Annotated in this window: 24 protein-coding genes and 1 riboswitch; of the genes, 17 read left to right on the forward strand and 7 right to left on the reverse strand. The window is 35.3% G+C overall.

Going from position 1 to position 24,990, the window contains the following annotated elements; translation table 11 throughout:
* Positions 1 to 125 precede the first annotated feature (125 nt).
* Genes L8T27_RS25245 through mnhG form a run of 7 tightly spaced genes read left to right on the forward strand, consistent with a single transcriptional unit; the run spans position 126 to position 5,857 of the window.
* Positions 126 to 2,525 carry a Na+/H+ antiporter subunit A gene (locus tag L8T27_RS25245; protein WP_237943748.1) on the forward strand — a complete coding sequence of 800 codons (2,400 nt, stop codon included), beginning with the start codon at positions 126 to 128 and terminating at the stop codon, positions 2,523 to 2,525.
* Positions 2,512 to 2,934, forward strand: coding sequence for a Na(+)/H(+) antiporter subunit B (locus L8T27_RS25250; protein ID WP_237944206.1), 423 nt, complete (start codon positions 2,512 to 2,514; stop codon positions 2,932 to 2,934). The genes L8T27_RS25245 and L8T27_RS25250 overlap by 14 nt, the downstream gene beginning before the upstream one ends.
* Positions 2,934 to 3,275, forward strand: a complete 342-nt coding sequence (locus L8T27_RS25255; protein ID WP_237943750.1) for a Na(+)/H(+) antiporter subunit C — start codon at positions 2,934 to 2,936, stop codon at positions 3,273 to 3,275. The genes L8T27_RS25250 and L8T27_RS25255 overlap by 1 nt, the downstream gene beginning before the upstream one ends.
* Positions 3,268 to 4,749: a Na+/H+ antiporter subunit D gene (locus tag L8T27_RS25260; protein ID WP_237943752.1), complete on the forward strand. Its 1,482-nt coding sequence runs from the start codon at positions 3,268 to 3,270 to the stop codon at positions 4,747 to 4,749. The genes L8T27_RS25255 and L8T27_RS25260 overlap by 8 nt, the downstream gene beginning before the upstream one ends.
* 4 nt (positions 4,750 to 4,753) lie before the next feature.
* The gene (locus L8T27_RS25265; protein ID WP_237943754.1) at positions 4,754 to 5,230 is read left to right on the forward strand and encodes a Na+/H+ antiporter subunit E; all 477 of its coding nucleotides are present in this window, start codon (positions 4,754 to 4,756) and stop codon (positions 5,228 to 5,230) included.
* Between the two features lie 14 nt (positions 5,231 to 5,244).
* Positions 5,245 to 5,514, forward strand: coding sequence for a Na(+)/H(+) antiporter subunit F1 (locus L8T27_RS25270; RefSeq protein WP_396953849.1), 270 nt, complete (start codon positions 5,245 to 5,247; stop codon positions 5,512 to 5,514).
* Complete coding sequence (gene mnhG, locus L8T27_RS25275; protein WP_233317209.1) at positions 5,498 to 5,857, forward strand: monovalent cation/H(+) antiporter subunit G; 360 nt, start codon at positions 5,498 to 5,500, stop codon at positions 5,855 to 5,857. The genes L8T27_RS25270 and mnhG overlap by 17 nt, the downstream gene beginning before the upstream one ends.
* Positions 5,858 to 5,932: 75 nt before the next feature.
* Here mnhG and L8T27_RS25280 read toward each other — a convergent pair whose 3' ends face one another.
* The gene (locus L8T27_RS25280; RefSeq protein ID WP_237943756.1) at positions 5,933 to 6,709 is read right to left on the reverse strand and encodes a YibE/F family protein; all 777 of its coding nucleotides are present in this window, start codon (positions 6,707 to 6,709) and stop codon (positions 5,933 to 5,935) included.
* The gene (locus L8T27_RS25285; RefSeq protein WP_237943758.1) at positions 6,706 to 7,806 is read right to left on the reverse strand and encodes a YibE/F family protein; all 1,101 of its coding nucleotides are present in this window, start codon (positions 7,804 to 7,806) and stop codon (positions 6,706 to 6,708) included. Before L8T27_RS25285 ends, L8T27_RS25280 begins: the two co-directional genes overlap by 4 nt.
* A 479-nt stretch (positions 7,807 to 8,285) precedes the next feature.
* On the opposite strand from L8T27_RS25285, the gene L8T27_RS25290 reads away from it, so the two are divergent.
* The 8 genes from L8T27_RS25290 (at position 8,286) to rpsN (ending at position 16,904) form a co-directional block, all read left to right on the forward strand.
* The gene (locus L8T27_RS25290) at positions 8,286 to 9,284 is read left to right on the forward strand and encodes a DUF3231 family protein (protein WP_237943760.1); all 999 of its coding nucleotides are present in this window, start codon (positions 8,286 to 8,288) and stop codon (positions 9,282 to 9,284) included.
* Between the two features lie 403 nt (positions 9,285 to 9,687).
* Positions 9,688 to 10,458 (forward strand): hypothetical protein, encoded by a 771-nt coding sequence (locus L8T27_RS25295; RefSeq protein ID WP_233317202.1) that lies wholly within the window; start codon positions 9,688 to 9,690, stop codon positions 10,456 to 10,458.
* A gap of 2 nt (positions 10,459 to 10,460) precedes the next feature.
* Entirely contained in the window at positions 10,461 to 10,913 is a 453-nt protein-coding gene (locus L8T27_RS25300; protein WP_237943761.1) for a YhcB family protein, read from the forward strand.
* 171 nt (positions 10,914 to 11,084) lie between these two features.
* Positions 11,085 to 11,192: riboswitch (SAM riboswitch) on the forward strand.
* A gap of 112 nt (positions 11,193 to 11,304) precedes the next feature.
* On the forward strand, positions 11,305 to 12,585 hold the full coding sequence (locus L8T27_RS25305) for a Na+/H+ antiporter NhaC family protein (protein WP_237943763.1): 1,281 nt from the start codon (positions 11,305 to 11,307) through the stop codon (positions 12,583 to 12,585).
* Between the two features lie 576 nt (positions 12,586 to 13,161).
* Complete coding sequence (locus L8T27_RS25310) at positions 13,162 to 14,244, forward strand: RNA-guided endonuclease TnpB family protein (protein WP_237943765.1); 1,083 nt, start codon at positions 13,162 to 13,164, stop codon at positions 14,242 to 14,244.
* Between the two features lie 965 nt (positions 14,245 to 15,209).
* Complete coding sequence (locus L8T27_RS25315; RefSeq protein ID WP_237943767.1) at positions 15,210 to 16,394, forward strand: GTP-binding protein; 1,185 nt, start codon at positions 15,210 to 15,212, stop codon at positions 16,392 to 16,394.
* Positions 16,395 to 16,417: 23 nt separating this feature from the next.
* Positions 16,418 to 16,567: a 50S ribosomal protein L33 gene (gene rpmG, locus L8T27_RS25320; RefSeq protein WP_233317196.1), complete on the forward strand. Its 150-nt coding sequence runs from the start codon at positions 16,418 to 16,420 to the stop codon at positions 16,565 to 16,567.
* Positions 16,568 to 16,634: 67 nt separating this feature from the next.
* Positions 16,635 to 16,904 (forward strand): 30S ribosomal protein S14, encoded by a 270-nt coding sequence (gene rpsN, locus L8T27_RS25325; protein WP_237943776.1) that lies wholly within the window; start codon positions 16,635 to 16,637, stop codon positions 16,902 to 16,904.
* Positions 16,905 to 16,973: 69 nt separating this feature from the next.
* Here rpsN and L8T27_RS25330 read toward each other — a convergent pair whose 3' ends face one another.
* The 3 genes from L8T27_RS25330 to L8T27_RS25340 form a co-directional block, all read right to left on the reverse strand.
* On the reverse strand, positions 16,974 to 18,638 hold the full coding sequence (locus tag L8T27_RS25330) for a nucleoside recognition domain-containing protein (protein WP_237943785.1): 1,665 nt from the start codon (positions 18,636 to 18,638) through the stop codon (positions 16,974 to 16,976).
* Entirely contained in the window at positions 18,632 to 19,732 is a 1,101-nt protein-coding gene (locus L8T27_RS25335) for an NAD(P)/FAD-dependent oxidoreductase (protein ID WP_237943787.1), read from the reverse strand. Before L8T27_RS25335 ends, L8T27_RS25330 begins: the two co-directional genes overlap by 7 nt.
* A gap of 323 nt (positions 19,733 to 20,055) precedes the next feature.
* The gene (locus L8T27_RS25340; RefSeq protein WP_233317192.1) at positions 20,056 to 20,631 is read right to left on the reverse strand and encodes a TetR/AcrR family transcriptional regulator; all 576 of its coding nucleotides are present in this window, start codon (positions 20,629 to 20,631) and stop codon (positions 20,056 to 20,058) included.
* Between the two features lie 238 nt (positions 20,632 to 20,869).
* On the opposite strand from L8T27_RS25340, the gene L8T27_RS25345 reads away from it, so the two are divergent.
* The gene (locus L8T27_RS25345; RefSeq protein ID WP_237943789.1) at positions 20,870 to 22,090 is read left to right on the forward strand and encodes an MFS transporter; all 1,221 of its coding nucleotides are present in this window, start codon (positions 20,870 to 20,872) and stop codon (positions 22,088 to 22,090) included.
* A 229-nt stretch (positions 22,091 to 22,319) separates the two neighbouring features.
* Positions 22,320 to 22,832 (forward strand): DoxX family protein, encoded by a 513-nt coding sequence (locus tag L8T27_RS25350; RefSeq protein WP_237943791.1) that lies wholly within the window; start codon positions 22,320 to 22,322, stop codon positions 22,830 to 22,832.
* A gap of 84 nt (positions 22,833 to 22,916) precedes the next feature.
* Here L8T27_RS25350 and istB read toward each other — a convergent pair whose 3' ends face one another.
* Together istB and istA are read right to left on the reverse strand one after the other, a co-directional pair.
* Entirely contained in the window at positions 22,917 to 23,669 is a 753-nt protein-coding gene (istB, locus tag L8T27_RS25355; protein ID WP_237942772.1) for an IS21-like element helper ATPase IstB, read from the reverse strand.
* A complete protein-coding gene (gene istA, locus L8T27_RS25360) occupies positions 23,666 to 24,868 on the reverse strand; it encodes an IS21 family transposase (protein WP_237942770.1) in 1,203 nt (400 codons plus the stop codon). The genes istB and istA overlap by 4 nt, the downstream gene beginning before the upstream one ends.
* Positions 24,869 to 24,990 lie beyond the last annotated feature (122 nt).

The raw sequence follows: 24,990 nt of genomic DNA on the forward strand, positions 1-24,990 counted from the left end.
TTTCACATATTTAGTAAGTCTAGAGAAGACACTAAAAGAGTTAGTAACGTAATTATTAAGTATTATACAGTCAAACATAATTTGTTTTTCATGTTTAAAATAATAGATAATTAGGGGGGATTTTTTTGTCTTTGCTTCATTTAGCGATAATTTCACCATTCTTACTTGCCATCTTTATACCAATCCTGTTTAAGGTTTTTAGGCGAGTACATACTGGGTGGTTTGTTCTTACATTGCCAGTCCTTTTGTTCAGTTATTTTTTATCTTTTATTTCAATCACTTCTGCTCAGCAAACTGTAACAAAATCCTTTGCTTGGATTCCTTCTCTTGGAATAGACTTTACGGTTAAGGTCGATGGTTTAGCTTTATTATTTGCGCTTTTGATTACAGGTATCGGTTCTTTAGTGGTTCTTTATTCGGTGTATTATTTACAAAAAGATAAAGAGCAATTAAATAATTTTTATGTATACTTGCTGCTATTCATGGGAGCTATGCTCGGTGTTGTTCTGTCAGATAATTTGATTGTTTTGTATACCTTTTGGGAATTCACTAGCTTTTCTTCTTTTTTACTAATTGGCTATTGGTACAAACGTGAAAAGTCACGTTATGGTGCTAAAAAATCAATGCTGATTACTGTTTTTGGTGGTCTTTCTATGTTAGGAGGTATTATTCTACTCTATGTAATGACAGGGACCTTTAGTATTTCTGCAATTATTCAGCAATCGAATGAACTATTCACAAATCACTTATTTATACCGGCAATGCTTTGTATTTTACTTGGGGCTTTTACAAAATCAGCGCAATTTCCCTTTCATATCTGGTTACCGGATGCTATGGAAGCTCCAACGCCTGTAAGTGCCTATCTTCATTCAGCAACAATGGTGAAAGCAGGGATTTATTTAGTAGCGAGAATGAGTCCAGTTTTTGCTGAAACCGCTCTATGGGTTTGGTTAGTAGCAGGGGTTGGGATTGTCACATTGTTTTGGGGATCTTTCTCAGCCGTTAAACAAACAGACTTAAAAGGTATCCTTGCCTTTTCAACGATTAGTCAACTTGGGATGATTATGACATTGCTTGGTATTGGAGGAGCTGCGTTACACTTAGATTCTATCAACAATAGTTATTATATGGTTGCTACAGTAGCAGCAGTATTCCATCTAATCAATCATGCCACCTTTAAGGGTGCACTTTTTATGGTAGTTGGGATAGTCGATCATGAAACCGGAACAAGAGATATCCGTAAGCTTGGTGGGTTAATGCCTTTCATGCCAATTACCTTTACAGTCGCGATTATAGGGACGTTTTCGATGGCTGGTCTTCCGCCTTTTAATGGGTTCTTAAGTAAAGAAATGTTTTTCACTGCTATGGTACGTGTACTAAGCATGGATATTTTAAATATGGAAACGATTGGAATATTGTTTCCTGTTATCGCTTGGATTGCTAGTATTTTTACTTTTGTGTACAGCATGATTTTAGTATTTAAAACGTTCTCTGGCAAATTTCAGCCTGAGAAGCTAAAGAAAAAACCGCATGAGGCTCCAATTGGCATGTTAATTCCACCGATTGTTTTGGCTTCACTTGTTATTGCATTTGGATTTTTTCCTAATGTTCTATCAAATACCATTATTTCACCAGCCGTTTCTGCTATCATGCCTGACTTTGCAGTTGATGTTCATATTTCATTCTGGCATGGTTTTAATACTGAGCTATATATGACTATTGGTGTTATTGCAATTGGTTTCTTGCTGTACAAGACTTATCCAAAATGGAGAGAGGTTTATAAGATTTTCCCTGAGAAACTGTCCTTAAACCATCTTTATGATGGTGCATTAAATAAGACAGAAATGGTTTCTCGCAGAATAACCAGCAGTATTTTAACGGGATCTTCTAGAACGTACCTTCTCTACTTATTCATCTTCTTTATTCTTATATTAGGATCTACGTTATTTATTAAGGATGCCTTTAAGTTTGATACAAGTAATATATCAAACATTCATATTGCTGAGGTCATCCTTGCTGTCGGTATTTGCATTGTAGCGATAAGCATTCTTTTCGTTAAATCACGATTGACTTCAATTATTTTATTGGGAGCGGTTGGCTATTCTGTTTCCTTATTTTTTGTGATATACAGAGCTCCTGATTTGGCATTAACTCAACTTGTTATTGAAACAATATCTGTTGCGTTATTTTTGCTTTGTTTTTATCATTTGCCAAAGTTAAAGAAGCGCGAAGAACGAATCTCGTTTAAATTAACAAATGCCCTTATTTCTGTAGGGGTCGGAGCTCTTGTTATTCTGATTGGCTTATCGGCACACAGCAATAAGTTATTTGATTCCATTGCACACTATTATATTGAAAACACATATAAAGAGGCAGCGGGAAAGAATATGGTAAATGTCATCTTAGTTGATTTCCGCGGACTTGACACCATGTTTGAAATTACTGTCCTGGCAATTGCAGCGATTGGTATTTTTGGTTTAATTAAGCTACGCCTAAAGGGAGGGAAGAAAACTGAAAACAAATGATGTAATTTTACAAACCACAACGAAAATCGTATTATTTATCATTCTTATCTTCTCTGTGTTTATTTTCTTCACAGGTCATTACACACCAGGAGGAGGCTTCATAGGCGGTCTATTAACATCTGGTGCCATTGTGTTATTACTATTGGCTTTTGACTTAAAGACGGTAAAAAAAATATTGCCATTTAATTTTTTGCACATGATTGCAACAGGGCTTCTTTTTTCCATAGGAACAGGGGCTGGAGCGTTGATTTTCAACGTTCCCTTCCTTACGCATGCATTTACTCATATAGATATTCCCATTTTAGGAGACCTTTCCTTGCATACAGCTACGATTTTTGATTTAGGTGTGTTCTTAGTAGTTGTAGGAGTAACAATGACTATTATTCAAACGATTGGAGGAGATGAATAATGGAAATTATTATGATTTTTGTTATTGGAATTTTATTTACTTGTGCAACCTATTTAATGCTTTCAAAAAGTTTACTTCGAATTATTGTGGGGACCGGATTACTTAGTCATGGAGTACACATGCTCCTCCTAACCATGGGTGGTTTAAAAAAAGGGGCGGCACCATTGCTTGGGGAGAAAGCAACATCTTACACTGATCCAATTCCTCAAGCGTTAATATTAACAGCTATAGTTATCAGTTTTGGGGTGACAGCCTTTTTCTTAGTTTTAGCCTATCGTGCCTATCAAGAGCTTGGTACTGACAATATGGAAAAATTGAGAGGAATGGATGGCAATGATTAATTTTTTACTTTTACCCATACTGATTCCATTAATTACTGGAGTTATTCTGATCTTCTTTTCGAAAAACATCATCGCCCAAAGGTGGATTTCAGGAATATCCTCCATTATAAATGTTATTGTATCTGTTTTATTAGTACAAAAGATTAGACAGGGTGGTATACAAACACTGGATGTTTCTAGCTGGGAGGCTCCATTCGGGATTACGCTAGTATCTGACATGTTGTCAGCGTTGCTTGTTCTTACTACTAGTATTGTTGCTTGTACTACACTTCTTTACTCTTTCCGAAGTATTGGAGAAGAGCGGGAGAGGTTTTATTACTATCCATGTTTTAACTTTCTAATTGTTGGCGTAAATGGCGCATTTACAACAGGAGATATATTCAATTTGTTTGTATTTTTTGAAGTGATGCTAATGGCATCTTATACCCTTATTGTACTTGGAGGAACTAAAATACAACTGCGTGAATCTATAAAATATCTTCTCGTAAATATTATTGCTTCCGCTTTATTTGTTATCACAGTTGCTTATTTATATTCAGTTGTTGGTACTTTGAATATGGCTCATATTTCAGAGAGAATAAGTGAAGTGGGGCAGTCAGGAATTGTGACAGTTATTGCTATGTTATTTTTAGTTGTATTTGGATTAAAAGGAGCGGTTTTCCCTTTATACTTCTGGCTTCCAGGTTCTTACTATGCTCCGCCCATTCCCGTAATGGCGTTATTCGGGGCTTTGCTGACAAAGGTAGGGGTATACTCGATTATGAGAACATACACTTTACTTTTTTATCATGATACTGGCTATACTAGCAAGATTTTAGCCATTCTGGCCATTTTTAGTATTATCTTTGGTTTAATTGGTGCACTTGCTTTTTCGGACATCAAAAAAATTATTATTTACAACATAATAATTGCAGTTGGCGTTATTGTTTTTGGTATTTCTGTGATGACACCAGATTCGCTTACAGGTTCGGTGTTTTATTTAATTCACGATATGCTTATTAAAGCCACGCTATTTCTCTTAGTAGGTATTATCATCAGTATTACTGGAACTAGTAATTTAAAAGAGATTAGTGGACTGATTAAAAAATACCCTGGTTTAGCCTGGACCTTTTTCTTAAGTGCATTATCCCTTGCAGGAATTCCTCCTTTAAGTGGTTTTATCGGAAAGCTTTTAATTGTAAAAGGTGGTTTTGAAGCAGAGAATTACCTTGGTGCTGCTATTGTATTACTATCTAGTCTGCTAATATTGCTTTCGATAATGAAGATTTTTATAAATGGTTTTTGGGGTACACCTCGTTCCTATGAGGGAGAGGAGAAAGTACCAGTGAAAACTTTAATGATTGCACCAATAATCCTAATTATTATTTCGATTTTATATGGTGTTGGAGCTGAAGCGGTTTATCCGTATATCTCACAGGCAGCTGAGACATTGGTAAAACCAGAAATCTATATTGATGCAGTCTTAAAGGAGTGATAACGTGGCCTTTCAAATATTATTAAATGTGTTGCTTGGATTTATGTGGATGGTAATGACTGTATCGTTTGAACCTGTTGCCTTTTTTAAAGGATATCTTTTTGGTTTGCTAATCCTCTATATATTCAGGAATTTCTTTTCATCTCGATTTTACCTTTTTAGAATACTTGCTGTATTGAATCTCACATATATTTTTATTAGAGAATTAATCAGCTCAAACATAGCCGTTGTAAAAACGGTCTTAAAGCCAAAGTTGGATATGAAGCCGGGTATTTTTGCATATCCCACCATTTTAGAAAAGAATTGGGAGATAACCATTCTAGCAAATCTGATCACCTTGACACCTGGAACTTTAGTGATTGAAGTATCTCCTGATAACAAAATATTATATGTGCATGCTTTGGATATTAATGATGCACAAGAATCCATTGACTCTATTAAAAACACATTTGAGAAAGCAATTCTGGAGGTGGGGCGATAATGTTTGAAACATTTATGTATATTGCAATATTGTTAATCGTCATTGCTATGATAGGATTTACCTACAGAGCAATTAAAGGCCCAACAACACCTGATAGAGTGGTTGCACTAGATGCTATCGGTATTAGCTTAGCAGGTCTTACCGCACTAATATCCATTGTATTAAATACGAGTGCTTTTCTTGAAGTTATTTTAGTCATTGGTATTCTGGCATTCATTGGTACTGTAGCCTTTTCTAAGTTTTTAGAGAAGGGAGAGGTGATTGAAAATGACCGAGATAGTTAAGGTGATTGTTGGCTTATTAATTGCCATTGGAGTTCTTCTTCATTTAGTAGCTGCTTTAGGTGTTATAAGACTTCCAGACGTATATACAAGGAATCACGCAGCATCCAAAGCATCAACACTTGGAATCATGGTTATTCTACTTGCTACTTTTCTATATTTTTATTTTATTAATGGTCATTTTAATTCAAGGATTTTACTGGGGATTGTTTTCTTCTTTCTAACGTCACCTGTTGCAGGGCATTTAATCGGTAGAGCTGCCTATAATTCAGGCGTAGAGCTATGGGATAAAAGTATACAAGATGATCTTAAGAGTAGTAAAGACGAAAAGAGACTTCAGAAATAAGGAATATAAATAACTCAAACCCTTCCGTTTAAATAGATGGAAGGGTTTTGGAGTTTCCAAAATAAGCTAACTGTTTTAACTTACTGTATTGTTTGATTTATTAGCTTTTGTTAAAAAGTACGCAGTTACCCAAGCAGTGATAGGAATAACAATCGCAACTCCAATACCAGAACAAAGTATGGTAATCATTTCGGAGCTAAAAATTTTTGAATTTACTACTTCCCCAATAGAATAAGCCAAATCTTTAAACCAAATTAACAAAGCCAGATATCCTCCAAAAAAGGCGAAAAACAACGTATTTGTACTCGTTCCTAATATATCTCTTCCAATACTCATACCAAAAAGGAATAACTCTTTTCGGCTTATGTTTGGGTTATGATATTGCATTTCTCGCATAGGGGAAGAGACGGCTATAGCGGTATCTGTTATCGCACCTATCGTACTCATAATAATGACAGATGCTGCAATTTTTACAAAATCTAAGCCTATGAAAAAGGAAAACATACCAAGCTCTGCAATTTCTTCTTCACCAAACCCTTGAATCTTCGCCTTATTAGTTGTGTAAATAATAATTATCAGCAATAAAACTGTAGAAATAAGTGTTGATATAAAGGCCGGCTTTGTCTTATTATTGACTTCGTTTATATAGAACAAATTGATACAGCTAATTATGACACATGCAACAATAGTTAAAATAACTGGATTGAAATTTGCGTCGTTCATTAGTATAACCGTGAAAATAATGACACCAAAGTTCAAAAATATAGCAAAAAAAGACTTTACACCCTTTCTTCCACCAAAAATGAACATTAAGAGAAATAATATAACGGCAAGCAATACTAATACATTCATAGACTTTTCCTCTTTCGATTCACAAAAAATATAGTTGTGTATAGGCCAATAGGAATTGTTAGTACTATTCCTATGCCTCCGGCTAAAGCTCTAGCAATTTCTAATGATAGGTTCAGGGAAAGAGTATAGCCAAATGGTGAGCCATTTTTAAAATAGAGAATGAGAAGAGGAATCGAACCGCTGACATACGCAAAAAACAGAATATTAGTCATCGTCCCCATAATATCTCTGCCAACTTCCATGCCAGATTTAATAAGAGCCTTTATCGGTATATGATTATTTTTATCATACAATCCAAAAACGGTAGAGGACATTGTAATGGCTACATCCATTACAGCTCCTAATGAACCAATGAATAAACCAGCCATAAAAACCATTTTGTATGGGCGTGTAATAAATTGCAGTTCCTCATAGTGAAGTCCCTTCTCACCCGTTATGAAAAGAACTAGATACGTAATTAATAAGGAGCTAAAGGTTCCAAGCAGTGTAGCAATAATAGCAGCATATGTCTTTTCATTAAATCCATTTACTAACAATAAAGTAACTATAGTAAATAATATAACGCTAAAAACACAAATCCAGACTAAGCTCAAGGTTGAATTATTTATGTATAAATCCAATGCGTAAGATAACAGGAAAGCATTAACAATTAAACTGATAATGGACAGCAACCCTTGCTTCTTTCCAATCAAAAGTAAAACTATCATAAAGACCCATGCAATTATCAGTAAATATTTATCACGTTTCATATCAAGTATCGTGCCAGTTAATTTACCGTTATGATTATCATTGAGGGTAACAAATAAATCATTACCTACATGAAATTTATTATCTAAAGCTTTAGAATCTGAATATTCATTAATCAAATATATCTTTTTACCTTTGTTACTGCCATTTTGTAATTCAGCAACGATATTTTGTACATAGATCCGATCTTCATTATTTGCATCTTTAACTGCAGTCACTTCTTCTATATTTGTTTTCATGACCTTAGCAATAGTTTTTTCATATAAAGGATAGTTATTGTGAACAAAAATAATAGAGAGTAGAAAGGAAAGTAATATAAGTGTATACATTACCTTGTTTTTAGTTGTCATATGTTTAATAAGTCTACTTAACAAGTATCTTCACCACCTTATAAAATGTTAGTAAGTTTGACTGAGTTTCAAAATGTTTCGCAGAGGAAACATTTTGCCTATAGATACAATAACACTACTCAGTACGTAATTACAAAGAAGAATAAAAAAGAAAAGATTCTTAATTCTCTGTGAGATAGGAACTCCTTTCTAGGGTAGTATTCTGATTTATGGAATTTGAAATGATAAAAACTAGGTATGAAAAATTAAAAAATTCGTTTGGAATATACTTATCTTCAAGGGTAGCAGATCCCTTATGAATTGCTTTCATTGTGGTATAAAGAGTACTAATTAAAACATAATAAAGCTAGGAGTGTCTGAATAATTTAGGAATTTCTTTATTAATGTAATTCAAATTAGAAAATGTCCTAGAGTATAAATACAATGAGAAGAAGAGCTATGGTAAGTAAAGGGCTATAGTAAAAACGGAGGGAACTATTTTGGAAAATCATCATATTCGTCTCACATCATCTGAAATTGGTGGATTATGGGCCAATTATCTTAGTGATTCTCTTTACATTTGTGTGTATAAGTATTATTTAGCAACAGTAGAAGACGCTGAAATCAAAACAGTGTTGGAGCATGCATTAGATTTATCACAACAGCATGTAAAAGTTATCTCAGACATATTCAAAGAAGAAGGTCATATTATACCACATGGTTTTACAGATGAAGATGTTAATGTAAATTCTCCTCGGCTATTTTCCGATGAATTTTTCCTTCTATATACAAGACAGATGACTAAGGGAGCTTTAGCAACTTACAGCGTCATATTGCCTCATACCTTTCGTAAGGATGTAAAGGAACATTTTATGTCTTGTATTTCTTCGACTATGGAGCTGTTCAATGAAACAGCAAGTATATTATTATCTAAAGGACTTGAAATTCGTTCTCCCTATATCCCTTATCTAGAAGAAGTAAATATGGTAGAGCAACAAGGGTTTATAGCAGGATGGTGGGGAAAGCAAAGACCATTAACAGCTAGTGAAGTTACTCACTTATTCTCTAATATCCAAACAAATCATCTGGGGTCAGCAATGGCTACTGCTTTCGGACAAGTAGTCAAATCAGAAGAAATAAAAAAATATATGAAACGAGGAAAGGCGATATCTAAGAAACATGTGGAAATCTTTAGTAAGTATTTAATTGAAAATGATTTGCCTGCTCCTACAACTTGGGATGCACATGTTCAGCCAGTAAAAGAACCTCCTTTTTCAGATAAATTAATGATGTTTCATATCTCCTTAATGGTTGCTGCTGGCGTTGGTAATTATGGGACAGCACTCTCTGCTTCAATGAGGCGTGACATAGGTGTTGATTACACACGCTTGTTAGGTGAAATTGGTCTCTATGCAGAGGATGGTATGAATCTGCTTATTAAAAATGAATGGTTAGAGAGACCGCCATTTGCCGCTGACCGAAATCAGTTAATGAACTAACCCTTTACTAAAGAGGAAGGTTCAGTACATAAATATGCAAAATAACCCTCTTTACGAAATGTACAGGCCTTATTAAAAAGTTAATCTAATTGTTAATGCTGGTTTACATCTTATTTTTTTGACTATAAAAAGCCATATAACAAAGAGTAGACATGTTGTTATATGGCTTTTGGTTGTCTGAATAATTCAAGGATTGGAATGATATATCAGCTTTGTCTGCTTTTTTTCAGGATGTGCGGGTACACCCTATATGTGCAAACTAAAGGAAAATTAGTAATTAATAAATATTCATACTCATTGTGAAGCATACTTATAATACAAAACCGAAGGGCGTATTTCAAATTTTCAAATTCTTAATTATTTCTGAGGTTGTAAGCCTGAGTAAATTCGTGGAGGAACCTCTATGACTAAAAAAGTTCGTCGCAAACTAGCCAAGATAAGTATTTGGGGCACAACCTATATCCATCCGAGAAGCCCTTATATAGTAGCTTTGTGGTCTGTTACTTTTCCTGGCTATGGGCACTTATTACTTCATAAATATATAAGAGGATTTGCCCTTATTATTTGGGAAGTATTTATTAACCAGAAATCTCAATTAAACCTCGCGATGGCCTATTCCTTTATGGGAGAAATTCAGTTAGCAAAAGATGTATTAAATGTTAATTATGTGTACATGTATATACCGGTTTATTTGTTTGCCATATGGGACAGTTACCGTGCAACGGTAGAATTAAATAATATTTATTTATTAGCTGAAAAAGAAGAACCACCAATTGAAGCGATCACTGTAAAACCCTTTGAAATAAATTATGTGGATAAAAGAGATCCACTCATCGCAGTCATTTGGTCATTAAGTATACCGGGTATGGGTCAGTTATATTTGCATCAAATATTTTCAGCAATCTTCGTCCTTATAACAACTGTCTTCTTTGTACATTTTTCCCATGTAATTGCTGCATTTCATTACTTATTATTAGGAGATATTCATAAATCAACAGATATCTTAGATAAACAATGGTTCTTTTATTTGCCGTCATTATATTTCTTTAATATTTATGAAACGTATTTAAATACTGTTGAGAATAATAAACTCTTTGCAGCAGAACAAAAGATGTTTTTAATAAATAATTATCAATCCTTTAACTTAAAATTTAAAAGTAACCGGGTGAAATAACGATGCAAGTTTTTTCTACTTTTGAATATTCTCTTCAATTGGAACTAGCAATAAGAGAGATTGAACAAAAAGGTATTCATAATATTTTAACTGTCCCTTTAGATTCTATTAATACAGAGAGCGTTGGTCTTTTTGATACAATCCATCAGTCAGATGGAGTCTCCTTAATAAATAAAGGAATCGTTTTTTCTGTGTTTTTTTCTGTGTTAGGAGCAAGCAGGGGATTTGAACTAGAGTGGGGGCCTATTTATTGGGGGTTAATTGGAGCGATATCTGGTTTTATTTTTGGTTTAATTATCGATTTATTTATACACCGCAGAAAAAAAGTAAGCGTTAGAGTAAAAGACAAAAAAACGGAAGTTCTTCTTATAATTGAATGTACAGATTCAGAACACAATGAAGTTGAGAAAATTCTTTGGAAACACTTTGCATTAAGTGTGGGCAAAGTAAATTAACAAAAGAAATCCAGAAACATCAGAGCAAAGAGGTATAAAAAACTAGCTGCCTAAAGCATAGTCCTACTACAACTTTTCATCAAGAACCAAAAGATCTAAAAAAATAGGTTGAAAAGTGATCCACAATCATGGTATTCTACTAACTATTGTGACAAAAAATAAATTAATATCTTCTTATCAAGAGAGATGGAGGGACTGGCCCGATGATATCTCGGCAGCGGAACTTAACATTTAAGTTGCTGTGCCAAATCCAGCAAGCACCAGCTTGAAAGATAAGAGGAGTGTTTTATAGATAAATATAAGACCTCTTCTTGTCGTTCAAGATAAGGTCTTTTTTGTTGCAAAAAAATATAGATAGGTATTATTTAATATTTTTTGGAGGTTTTTTAAAATGAAGAAAGGGAATCCATGGGCATTGATTCCATTTGTTGTTTTTTTGATTTTATTTATTGGTTCAGGTGTTATTACAGGTGATTTTTATGCATTTCCTGTCCTTGTAGCCATTGTTATTTCGGGTGCTGTGGCACTTGCGATGAATAGAAAAGAAACTTTTGAACGAAAAATTGATATATTTTGCAAAGGTGCAGGAAATTCCAATGTAATGCTGATGGTTGTCATATTTCTGTTAGCCGGTGCATTTTCAGAAGTAGGAAAAGGTATGGGAGCGGTGGACTCGACTGTTAACTTGACTTTATCCTTTGTTCCGCAAAACTTGCTTGTTGTAGGTTTATTTATCATTGCATGCTTCATTTCTCTATCGATGGGTACTTCGATGGGAACGATTGTAGCACTAGCACCAATTGGTGTTGGGATAAGCGATCATACCGATATTTCCATGGCTTTAGTAATGGCTGGTATTGTTGGTGGATCAATGTTTGGCGATAACTTATCCTTTATTTCCGATACAACCATTACGGCTGTTCGTTCACAAGGTGCAGAAATGAAGGATAAATTTAAAGTTAATTTTTGGATTGTATTGCCAGCAGCTATTATAACGAGCATTATTTTAGGAGTTATTACAATCGGGGGAACGTCGCAAGTTGAGCATTTAAGCTATAGTTGGGTAAAAATCGTTCCATACCTTCTAGTTATTATCTTTGCATTAGCAGGTATGAATGTATTTCTTGTTTTAGCATTAGGGACTGTTCTCGCCGGAGCAGTTGGTTTATTAGATGGCAGCTATCAAATAATGAGCCTTCTGCAAAAGATTGGAGAAGGAATGGCCGGCATGTATGAAATAGCCTTTCTGGCAATATTAATTGCTGGAATGGTGGAAGTTATTAAGTTTAACGGTGGTATCGACTTTCTGCTGCATCTCGTGACTAAGAGAATTAAATCCAAAAAGGGTGCAGAATTTGGTATTGCAGGTTTAGTGAGCTTAGCCGATATATCAACGGCTAATAATACTATTGCTATATTAATTACAGGTCCTCTCGCAAAAAATATCGCTGATCAGTATGGAATAGAACCACGAAAGTCTGCAAGTATATTGGATCTCTTCTCATGTACGTTCCAAGGTCTTCTACCATACGGAGCTCAAATACTGGCAGCGGCAAGCGTAGCCGGAATATCTCCAGTGAGTATCATGCAGTATTCATTTTATCCTATTCTCATCGGCATTTGCGGTATTATTGCTATTCTTATTGGCTATCCGAAAAAAAAGAAGATATAAACATCAGTGATTTTCACATTAAATAGCTGCCAATTTGGCAGCTATTTTTTTAGCAATTTAGTGACCTATAAGAACCGCTTATGAATGTCTCATTAAGTAAAGTCAAGCCTATGTAAATCAAGTGTCAAAAAATGAGAAGACAGTAGTTATTTTGCAGTAATATCGGTGGCAGATACTTTCCGTGAAAACTTCGCGTTTGCGCAAGAAACTCTTAGTATATAGTGGAATTAGCAAACAGTTATGTTAACAGGAGATAATGGCAGTATGAAGTGATACAGAAGCTGCTTTGATCGTAACTTTAAATATATTGCGATTATTGCGAACAAAAAGTTAAACTAGAAATGAGATATCTATATACGACATAGGGGGAGGAAAAAATGAATAAAAAAGACATTGAATATAAAATTCTGGAATTGAAGAACGAATATTTACAGATTTTACGGAACGAGAAAGCCCATTCCTTAAGGTGTGGGATGAATGTGAACGGTTTTTTATTTCTCAGAGTAATCCACTAGGCATTTGAATCTCTTGTTGTTATAATATAAGAAACATACGTTCGATTGGTGGTGAACTAACTTGGAAACAATTTCTTTGAAACTAGAATTATTAAATCCTACTAATGCTAAAAAAGAGATGTACAAAGAAATGACAAATATCAACACATCTTTTGCGAACTGGTTATTGGAATATCAAGGTCTAAAGGGTGCAACATCGAAAGTTTATAAGTTGTTTTCTGATGGGAAATTCCCCTCGGCTATTGTGAACCAATCCATTCGAGAGGTTAAATCTAAGAAAAATAATCAAAAAGCGAAGGTTTTTCGCCGTTTTTGGTGTGGGTTCAACAACCAAAATTTGAAAGTAGAGAAAGAAAACAACCTCTATAAAGTTTCATTTCCTACTCTTGAGAAACGTGTTGGTGTACCAGTTGTAATAGAAACATACCAAAAACATTGGTTAGATAAAGTTTTGGAAGGGAAAGCAAAACAAGGAGCAGCGGAGTTGTATGAGAAAAAGGGGCGTTGGTATGTTTCCATTTCTATCTCTTTTGAACCAAAAATACCGAAATTTGAATCTATTAAACCTCCAATAATGGGCATTGATGTAGGGTTAAACTATCTTGCTGTTGCTATGGTTGGAACAACTTCGTTGTTTTTTAAAGGAAATGAGGCAGCATTTATTCGCAGGAAATATGCTTCGAAAAGACGAGTCCTTGGACAGAATAAAAAGTTGGATGCTATTCGCAAATCCAAAAACAAAGAATCGCAATGGATGAAGGAATTAAATCATGTCATAAGCCGAAAAATCGTAAACTTCGCATTAGAGAACGGTGTTCGTCTAATACGAATGGAAGATTTAACAGGCATTAGAAAAACAGCAAAATCAAAGAAAGAAGCAGGTCGAAATCTACATTCTTGGGCACAATATCAACTTCAAACTTTCATTGAATACAAAGCAAAGGTGGAAGGCATGGAAGTTCAATATGTAAATCCTTATAACACATCGCAGATGTGTAAATGTGGTCATATTGATAAAAATAATAGAAACCGTCATCTATTTCAGTGCGAAAAATGTGGATATAAAAGCCATGCAGATGTGAATGCTGGACTTAATATATCAAAATGTGTAAGTGGTATTTCTAAAAAGAAAAAAGCATCCTAACTAGTGTTGTGGTAAAAGCAACACCGCCTGTTTAGGTACATATACACCAAAGGTGTATAGAACGTAACAGGATGGGGTAATGACATACCCCTTAACTAAAGGCTAGTTCAAAGTAGAAATGAATTGCGAACGCAATAGCACTTTAGAATCCCATTGCTATAGCTGTGGGAGTGTCAAAGGTTCAAGATAATTTAGAAAAATTGAAGTATGTAAAAGGAAACTTAGCTCCTTTACAAAAAAGGCTCACTGAAATGGAGGAAGAATTAAAATCACTTAATCAGATGTTAAGTAAAGCTTAAAAGAATGTAAGTTCCAAGATTAACGAAGGTAATTACAAAGCCATCCCTTTTTACAAGTGGATGGCTTTTACAGTAATAAGATAATGTCAGAACTCAGCTCTTATCCTTAATGATCTGATTGCGGTCTTCCATTTGAGGCGGTTCTTCAAACTATCCGTGCTTAATTTTAATTTTACTGCCTTCTTGAGCGGAAAAATATCCATCTTTTGCAAGCATAGTCGACTTCATTGAAAGATCATTTCTTAAACGAAAGAAAGCACTCAAATAATGAAGTTTCTAAAAATATTATTTGGGAGAATTACGACAGAAACTTATGGAGTGGAGTTAGTATAGTGGAAGATGGCAGTTCAAGTAATAAGATTACGTTACACTTCACACAAATTTATTATTACTGAAAATAAAATAGTAGAGTCAGAATTATATTTATTGGATGAAGCTGACTAGTTCTATATGAATCCAGCAGCCAGCTGGTAGTGCAAGACGATATATAAAAGGTACAGAAGTAATTTGGTCATAAGTCGTTTTATACCTGTTATATTCGTTTATACATTATTGATTAACAGGTAGAAGAATTAAATTATCTAAAATGTAAATCGTAATTATTGCGATTTACATAATATCCGAGTATAATGCAATAGTAGTTGTTATTGTAAGGAGTGAAAATTTTTGAGTAATAAAAAAATCCCGGTAACGGTATTAAGCGGATATCTTGGTTCAGGTAAGACAACTCTGCTTAATCATATTTTATCTAATAGAGAAAATCTTAAAGTTGCTGTTATCGTAAATGATATGAGTGAAATTAATGTTGATGCATCATTGGTGAAGCAGGGAGGATTTTCGAGAACAGACGAGAAGCTGGTAGAAATGCAAAATGGCTGTATATGCTGCACACTTCGCGAGGATTTAATAATAGAAGTGGAAAAACTCGCCCAAAACGGTGATATTGATTATATTATAATTGAATCCAGCGGTATTAGTGAGCCAATCCCGGTTGCGCAAACATTTACATATGTGGATGAGAGTATGGGGATTGATCTAACTGAATTTTGTAGACTGGACACTATGGTAACGGTAGTAGATGCTAATCGGTTTTGGCATGATTATGGTTCAGGGGAAAGCTTGCTGGATCGTAAACAAGCTGTTGATGAACTGGATGTTCGAGAAGTAGCTGATCTGCTAATAGATCAAATAGAATTTGCCGACGTTATCTTACTGAACAAAATGGATTTAATTTCAAAAGAAAATCAAGAAAAATTAACAGCAATCATTAAACAATTTAACCCTGAAGCGAAAATATACAGAAGTGAATTTTCACAAGTTCCACTCGATAAAGTGTTAAATACAGGCCTTTTTGATTTTGAAGCTGCTAGCCAAAGTGCAGGTTGGATAAAAGAACTTAATGAGGAACATATTCCTGAAACAGAAGAATATGGAATATCTTCTTTTGTATATTGGAGAAAGAAGCCGTTTCATCCAGTAAGACTAATGGCTTGGATTGAAACATGGCCAGCAGAAGTGGTACGTGCTAAAGGGTTTATATGGCTAGCGACTAGGAATAATGATTCTGGGCTGTTATCACAAGCAGGCACATCTTTATCGATTCAAGGAGCTGGGAAATGGGTAGCTACATACCCGGATACGGAAATTAAGCAAATTCTAGAGGAAGATGCTGTGCTGCAAAAAAGATGGGATCCTGTGCATGGTGACCGAATGACAGAGTTAGTTTTGATTGGCATTGGAATGGATCAAAAGCAACTAGAAAATGATTTAGATAAGTGCCTTCTTACAGAGATAGAAATGACTAAAGATTGGACCAAATTTTTAGACCCATTTCCATCATTTAACGTCTAATAAAAGAATCAGGAGGAACAAAAATGAGAGTGAATATTACATTGGCATGTACAGAAACAGGAGACAGAAACTATATTACTACAAAAAACAAACGAAATAATCCAGATAGAATAGAATTAATGAAATATTGCCCACGTTTAAAAAGACGAACTTTGCATAGAGAAACAAAATAAGTATTGATTAATTAGTTATAGTTTTTAAATCGTAATAGTTTCGATTTATAAAAGGAGGTTAAAATAAGTGGCAAAAAAATCTAAAGTAGTAAAAGAGAAAAAACGGCAAGCTATGGTGGAAAAGTATACAGCTATTCGGATCGAATTAAAGGAAAAAGGTGATTATGAAGGACTTAGAAAACTTCCGAGAGATTCCTCTCCAACACGCCTAAAAAACAGATGTGAAGTTACTGGCAGACCTAGAGGGTACTTAAGAAAATTTAAAATGTCCCGCATTGCCTTCAGAGAGTATGCTCATAAAGGGCAAATTCCAGGTGTTAAGAAAGCAAGTTGGTAATAAGTTCATAACCAGAGTAATGCCCCCCTATTTTTGGAGTAGGGGGGCATTTATCATGTTGTACAGTTTTTATATAAAGTGAATGATATGATTACCTGCTACTAAGCATAATCCAAGTAAAATCGCTGTTAGTGATTGTTGACCTATAAGTTTAAAAGCTTGTATAAATCCTAACTCTTTCCATATTGTAGCCAAGGTTACGACACATGATGTCAATGTAGAGGCTAAAAACACTAATAAGAATAATTGGAAATTAGTAAGGATAGAAAACAGCGCGCCATTTCCTTCATTTAAAATAAGGATTCCATCTTTTCTTATTATTGAAAAAGCCAAAGTTGCTGCGCCTTCTACTGGCAAATGGAAAAGTTGTAATAAAGGATGAAACAGTAAAGCAATAAACGAAATGATATTCATATATTGCAACAGACTAGCAGTAATGCAAATAAGTAGAAAAATAGGCATTGCCTGCTTAAAAAATTGCGCTAAGTCACTACTTACTTGAAGCTTTATCGTTTTTAATTTTGGTTTTTGAATAAAAGCTTTTCTAGTAATAGTTGAAGGAGGGAATGATTGCTTTTTAAACCACAGATAATTGTGAATGATACTCCCTGTAAGTAACAGGAAAATATAGGGAAAGAAAAGCCACACAGCATGGGCTGAATTAAAAATCGATAAAGTTGCACCAATTTGATAACTGCATGCAGACCCAAAAGAGATAAACGAGATACATTGGGACCTGTTGCAAGTATGACAACCTCTGCTTTGAAAGACTGCAACAACATTACAGCCAAACCCAGTGATGATCGGTAGTATATCTCTGCCAGTTAAACCAATTTTATATAACATTGGTTCCAATGTATCTACTATGCGATCCTTTATGCCGGATTCTTCTGTCATTGCTTTACTGCAGCTAATCATCAACACAACTGGAAAGGCCCAAATAAAGGAATAAATTCCGAGTGTTAATAGTCCATAGTTCCCTACGAAAATTTCTTTAATAATGCTGGGAGCACTAGTAAAGAATAGTGTAAGTTGACTGAGTATATACTTTTCAATCAACGGCTGTAACAAGTTAGAAAACTGGTATGCGACGATAACAGGAAACAAAAACATGGCTACTAAACTTAATAAAGCAACGAAGCTTTTGCCAAAGTAACTTTTTTCAAAAAACAGAGTAGGAGGGTCTACTTTAGAAATCGGTAAGTTTATAAGTTCCTTTAGTTGTGATTGATTTATCGTATCATTTTCCTTTAAACACTCTTTAAATAAGTTAACAGTATTCTTTTCTACTTTTCGGGTATCTACAATAAAGATAGGCAGCTTTTTTCTTGTTATTTGTTTAAGAAGCAAACTCTTACCTTCAGGAGACATTTTATCTGAAAAGGTAACAAATAAAAGAATCCTTTTGGTTGCTTTTTCAATATAAGGAAACAGCTTTTCCAATTCCTCTGCAAAATGTGTACCTCTTACTACAAGAATAATAGTAGAAGCACTATATATATCTTCATAAAGTTTTGTCTGTATTAGTGAATTTGCGTTATTAATGCCGGGTGTATCAATTAAATTTCCATTCACAAAATAAGTACTTTCATTATGGATAGTTGATCCTTTCACATTTATTTCTTTACCTATCGACCTACCAGCTAACTTAGTAAATAAGGTTGATTTTCCAGAAGATTCAAAGCCTAAAATTAATGAATTTAGGCTTTGGGTTTGAATTTTCTCCTCTAACACTCACAATTCACCTCGCAACAAGATAAATCGTCTAAAAACAGATTGTTTTTTCGGTATAAATCAAAAATTTCGGTTGGATATTGGAAATTAGTACGATCAAGTATTTCTTTAACAATCACAGCAAATCTTTGGCGGAATTTATATATATAGCAGAAAATAACCTGCTGATGCCTAACATTTGGTCCTGCTAAAAATACCCCTGCAGTAATAGTAGATTCATCTTTATCTGTTAATTTAGGCGACTGTTCATTTTCCCACTCAAAAAGAGAATAAATTTGTTTAACACCAGGAATAAAACCAGCAGCTAAAATTGGTCGGGTTTTTGAAACATGAGTAGTTCCATCAGACAAATATAATACATAGTCATCATCTCTTTTAGAGATTTTTAAAACCTCTACATCAAGCAGTTCTAACCGACCTGTCTCATCAGCAATTTCTAATCTTTCCTTTGTAAAAGGAGACAAGGATTTACTCGGATCAGCCTCAACATTGTCCCATGGAGCACTTCTAGAAATGACTGTAACATTCTTTTCATTTGCTGTAAGATGATAGGCAGCATCTATTCCGCTTTCGTATCCGCCTATAACGGTGAATTCATCTCCTTGCAAGTTATCCCACGATTTAACTAAACTGTTATGAAGAGCAAGCTCCGCACCCTCAAAGGGTTTTAAATTAGGTGTTTGATATTCACCTGTTGCCCAAACTAAAAAAGGTGCTTCTATCATTTGCTTGTCTGTATATAACAGAAATTTATTATTATCTTTAACTACTTTATCAACATAAGCCTTCTTTATTGGCAATTTATAGTGGTGAGCTAATAATTGAAGATAATCTGCATATTCATTGCCTGTTAAGTGTTCTTTCCCGAAAGTAAACGCTGGAGAAGTTTCAGGAGTCAGGGCATTCAAATCTAACATCCCGAATCCATGCCCTGTAAAGGAAGGGGTAATCAGCTTCATTTCCTTTGGCCATTTTCGAAAACTGGCACCAATTTCTTCCTTTTCTAAAATCACAAAGTCCTCAAAGTTCATTTTCTTTAATAAGATACCTAAGCCAATTCCAGATGGCCCTGCACCTACAATAACTAATTTCATTGAAAAGTCATCTCCTGATTAAATATAAGAGAGCAAATTTAATATAGATTGCCTCGAATGTTATGTAAATAGTAATGATTACGATTTGTATTATAAATTAATATAAATCGTAATCATTACGTTTTATATTAAGCATTTTAAAAAAATAAGTCAACTAATTACTTCTAATTATTTTAAAAAGCTAAGGAGTTTTAATAGAGTTGGCTAAGGTAGATAGGATGTGAGCAATCGTTAAAAGTTAGAAAGGGGGAGGACCGCTATTAAGTTGGACCTCCAGTGTTATGAGTTTGCTTATGTACATTGTTCTTACAATAAACTACAACTTAAGAACGAATTCCTGCAAAGGCGTTTTCTACTAAATGCTGGACATATGTCTCATCCAATGTATCTCCAGTTACAAGCAATCGATAAAAAATCGGCCCATAAATGAGATCAATGCATATGTCAATGTCGAGTCCTTCTTTCAATTCTCCTTGTGCGATTGCCTGCTCCAAAAGACCTCTTGCCTCCAGTCGGCGAGGGCGAAAAAAACGAGTTCGATAGGCTTCTGCCAATCCTGAATCAAACTGTCCTTCACCTAGTAACTGCGTAATGATTGTCCCTTCTCGACTGGTTAAAAAATTGGTTAAGTTAGTAGCGTGAATGACAATATTATCTAACGCTGAACCAGTATCAGGCACAGGCAACCTAGCAGTGGCAGCATCTAGGAAACTCTCCATTATTACAGCAGCCTTATTCGGCCACCACTTGTAAATCGTTGCCTTGCTGACTTGAGCACGCTCGGCTATTTTATCAACCGTAACGGCTTGGAAGCCGTTTTCTAATAATAATTCATAAGAAGCGGAAAGAATAGCCTTATGTGTTTCCACATTGCGGGGCCGGCCTCTTTTTCCATTCATGAAGATCTTCCTTTCATTCATTAATTCTATAAAAAACTATACGTTCAGTATATCAGGTAAGTATCCAAAATAAAATCCGGTTTGCCTATTTACAAAACTAAACGTTCAGTATATTATTTAATCATTAATTAATGAACTAAACGTTTAGTATTTAAAAATAAAAGGAGAGGGACTAAAACCAAGTTCCAAAAGAAGTAGCAGGAATGAATAAAACCATATTTTATAAGGAGTTGTTTGAATGTCTATTTTTAAATCTCAATCAATGGAAAAAAATATCCCGTCGTGGTTAACCATACTAATAGCTGCAGCATGCGGTATTATTGTTGCTAATCTCTACTATGCACAGCCACTAGTGGGAATCATCAGTGAGTCCATCGGATTGTCTGCAACCAGTGCTGGTTTGATTGTAACTTTAACACAGTTTGGTTATGTTATAGGTTTGTTATTTATAGTGCCTTTAGGTGATATTATGGAGAACCGAAAATTAGTTTTTTTCGCGCTGCTTCTCACCGGGATAGCCCTTGCCATCACTTCAGTAACAAAGCAGGAGGCCCCATTTTTAGCAGCTTCCTTTTTCATCGGTTTAGGATCAGTCGCAGCACAAGTACTTGTGCCTTTTGCATCATACCTTGCATCCGATTCTTCTCGAGGCCGTGTTGTCGGCAATGTGATGAGCGGTTTGTTACTAGGCATAATGCTTGCCCGTCCATTATCAAGCTTGGTAGCTGACTATTTTGGCTGGAATTTTGTTTTCGCTTTTTCTGCAGCAGCAGTAATGCTTTTGGCTTTCGTACTATTAAAGGTACTGCCAGAAAGAAAACCTACTACAAACACAAGCTATAAAGCTTTGCTCAGTTCGATGTGGTATTTGCTGAAAACAACACCAATATTAAGACGAAGAGCTGCTTATCATGCATTTGTCTTTGCGTCATTTATTTTATTTTGGACAACAGTGCCAATGTTTTTAGCAGGTCCAACATTTGATTTTTCACAAAAAGAGATTGCACTATTTGCACTTGTCGGTGTAGCAGGTGCAATTGCTGCACCAATAGCTGGGCGGTTGGCAGATAGGGGGTGGACCAGACCAGCAACAGGAGTGGCACTCGCCACCGTCATCATCTCCCTGCTGTTGCCGCTGCAGATTCATACTGGTTCCAATACAGGAATAGTTATACTCGTCGTTTCTGCGATTCTATTGGATGCAGGTGTATCGGCAAATCTTGTTCTTGGACAGCGCACTCTCTTCTCATTAAGTCCAGAAATCCGCAGTCGTTTAAATGGGTTGTTTATGGCTATTTTCTTCTTCGGAGGCGCTATCGGCTCTGCGGTTGGAGGTTTGACATACGCAAAAGGCGGCTGGAGTGCTGTGTTATGGATTGGAGCGGCATTTCCAATTATCGCAATACTTTATTTTGCCACTGAAAAAAAGAAAAAAGACATGTTGCATGCGAGAAAGTGACGCCATCTATTACAGACTTCCTTGTAAGACACAGAAAATCATATAATGAGAATAAAAGAAACCCTTTAAATAAAAAATTCACAGAATATACAAGAGAATATTGCAATTATGTGAAGCTTACTAGTACTTTTTATTCAATAGAAAAAAACATGCTACAATAACAGTGTAGTAAAAACATACAAGATATTGTGAAGTAATGAACAAATGAAAATAGAGGAGCTGGAGTAAAATGTTAGACCTATTAAGAAAAAATAATATCGCAGCAGGTATTCTAGCAGTATTCCGCATTTATCTTGGTTATCAATTTATTCATGCTGGTTATGGAAAAATAGTGGGCGGCAGCTTTGATGCAAGTGGTTTCCTTCAAGGAGCCATTGCTTCTAGCACAGGCGATCATCCTGCAGTACAAGGCTGGTGGGCAGCATTCTTAGAAAACGTTGCATTACCGAATGCCGGTCTGTTCACATTCCTAGTACAATGGGGAGAACTACTTGTAGGTATTGCCTTAATTCTAGGTTTATTCACTAACTTTGCAGCCATTATGGGAATGATAATGAACTTCTCTTTCTTATTCAGCGGTACAGTAAGCACAAATGCACAAATGATTCTTCTTGCAATCTTCGTCGTAGTAGCAGGAGCAAATGCAGGTAAATTCGGATTAGACAGATATACAATGCCTTATCTTAAAAATGTTCTTACAAACAAAACAAATAAAAGAAAAAAAGATGCAGCAGTTGTATAAGTAAAATGATAGTAAAGAAGTCAGTGTCAAGGCTGATTAAAACTTCCTCAAAATCGCCGGTTTAAAATTCCCCAGAAGGACATTTCAGTCCTTCTGTTTTTGCGTACTCAAGTGCTTCTCTTTTAGTCTGTAACTATCACCTTTCAAGTTAAAGATACGAGAGTGATGCAAGAGGCGATCTAACATCGCTGTTGCAATTATCGGATCTCCAACCATTTCTCCCCATTCTCCAAAGCCTTTATTGGATGTAAGGATGATAGAGCCACGTTCATATCTTCTTGATATAACTTGGAACAAATAGTGTACACTTTGCGTATCAAGGTTCAGATAACCAATTTCGTCGATAATTAAAACCGAAGGTTTAATAAAGGAAACTATTTTCTTCTCCAGTTTTTCCTGCTGTTTTGCTTTTCTTAGCTGGGATACTAGCTCGCTCATTGTAATAAAATGGGTTTTCATTCCTTTTGAGATTGCCTCCATCCCAATAGCTACTGCAAGATGTGTCTTCCCAATACCAGGAGGACCTAAAAAAATTAAATTTTCTTTGTTATCGAGGAAGGAAAGATTCATTAATTCTCTAATTCTTCTTTCATCCATGTCCACTTGGGCTGTAAAATCAAATTGATCTATCGTTTTTCGGTAAGGAAACCTCGCAAACTTCAGCAGGGTTTTCTTCATTCTTTCCTGTTTTTCAGTGATTTCTAGCTCTAGAAGGCTGAATAAAAACTGTGAATATGGTACATTATCTTTAGACGCTTGTTCGGCCAGTTCGGACCATCGGTCCGCAATAACGGGCAAGTTTAATTTTTGGCTATACTCCTTTATCTCTTTTTTCATGATGATTCACCCCTAGTGAATTCATCATAGACGGATAAGGGGCGTGTATCTACTTCCAAGGAAACAGGCTGTGGGGCGCCAACCACGACAGTTTGTTTCCTTGTTATTTTTTCGGAGAAGGGAATAACTTTTTTCCGTCGCTGTAGCTTACTAATTTCTTCTCCCTGATAAAATATCCTAATTAAACCCTCCAGAGATTCTTTTATCAATATTTCTTTTCCAGCGTACTTAGAGGATAGAATCCAACTTTCTCCCTTATAGGAGAAGCTTCCGTCCCAATGAACTTTCCTAAAGGAAATATAACTTGTATCATATTCTTTCTTCTCATTTATTGGATGAAGCTTTTCCTCTGTCCATTTTTCTTGTGGAGAATAGCCGGTTGTTTCATTTCTCTTTCGGTTACCAACAGTATCCAGCCATCTCATTAAAAGTTGGTTCAATTCTTCCACACTATTAAACTTTGTCCCCACATAAAAATGATTCATAATGTACTGAATAGCCCTTTCCACTTTTCCTTTTGTTTGGGCTCTGTATGGGCGGCAGGCTTTTGGAATAAATCCATAGTAAGAGGCGAATTCTGCAAATCTTTTATTCCATTTAATGACCCCTTGATCACGTCCATCTGTGACAGTCCTCATATTATCAAACAAGATAGTAGAAGGTATCCCACCCAGATATTTAAAACTGTTAATTAGACCTTGCATGACATGTTCCTGATCCTGGGATAAAGTAAAAAGAGCGTACTTCATTCGCGAATAGCCTAAGATGGCAACAAACATGGAAAGCTTCCTTTTTTCTCCGTTCAAAATGACTTCTCCGACCTCTTTCCAATCGACCTGCATCTGTTCACCCGGAAGGGTTTCATAACGGACAGTATATTTCTTTTTTGCTTGTTCTCGATATGGCTGCATATAATCCTTTAATATCGTTTTGCCACCTTGATATCCAAGCAACTTGATCTCGAGAAGCAGTTTCTCTGCATTAAATACCCGATCCTCTAGCATCCTCCTATTGATATAATCCTTAAATTCATCAAGTTTACTGCTTCTATTTCTTTTCCTAGCAGTGGGGATGGTTTCGGACATTATGTATTTTTTAACCGTCTTGCGGTCCATCTTCAGCTCATTGGCGATATCAGTAATACTCATTCCTCTTTGGTACATTTCTTTAATCATAAAAAATTCCCCTCTTGTCTTCACGAACCATAGCTCCTCTCAACAAACTATGGTTCTATTTTAGATGGGGAATTTTATTCCGGCTATATTGAGGATTTTAACATCGGCTTTAACAGTCAGGCAACGATGTCTGGTTTTTTTTGTAT

This window comes from Niallia sp. Man26 (assembly GCF_022049065.2).
Classification (GTDB): Bacteria; Bacillota; Bacilli; order Bacillales; family Cytobacillaceae; genus Niallia.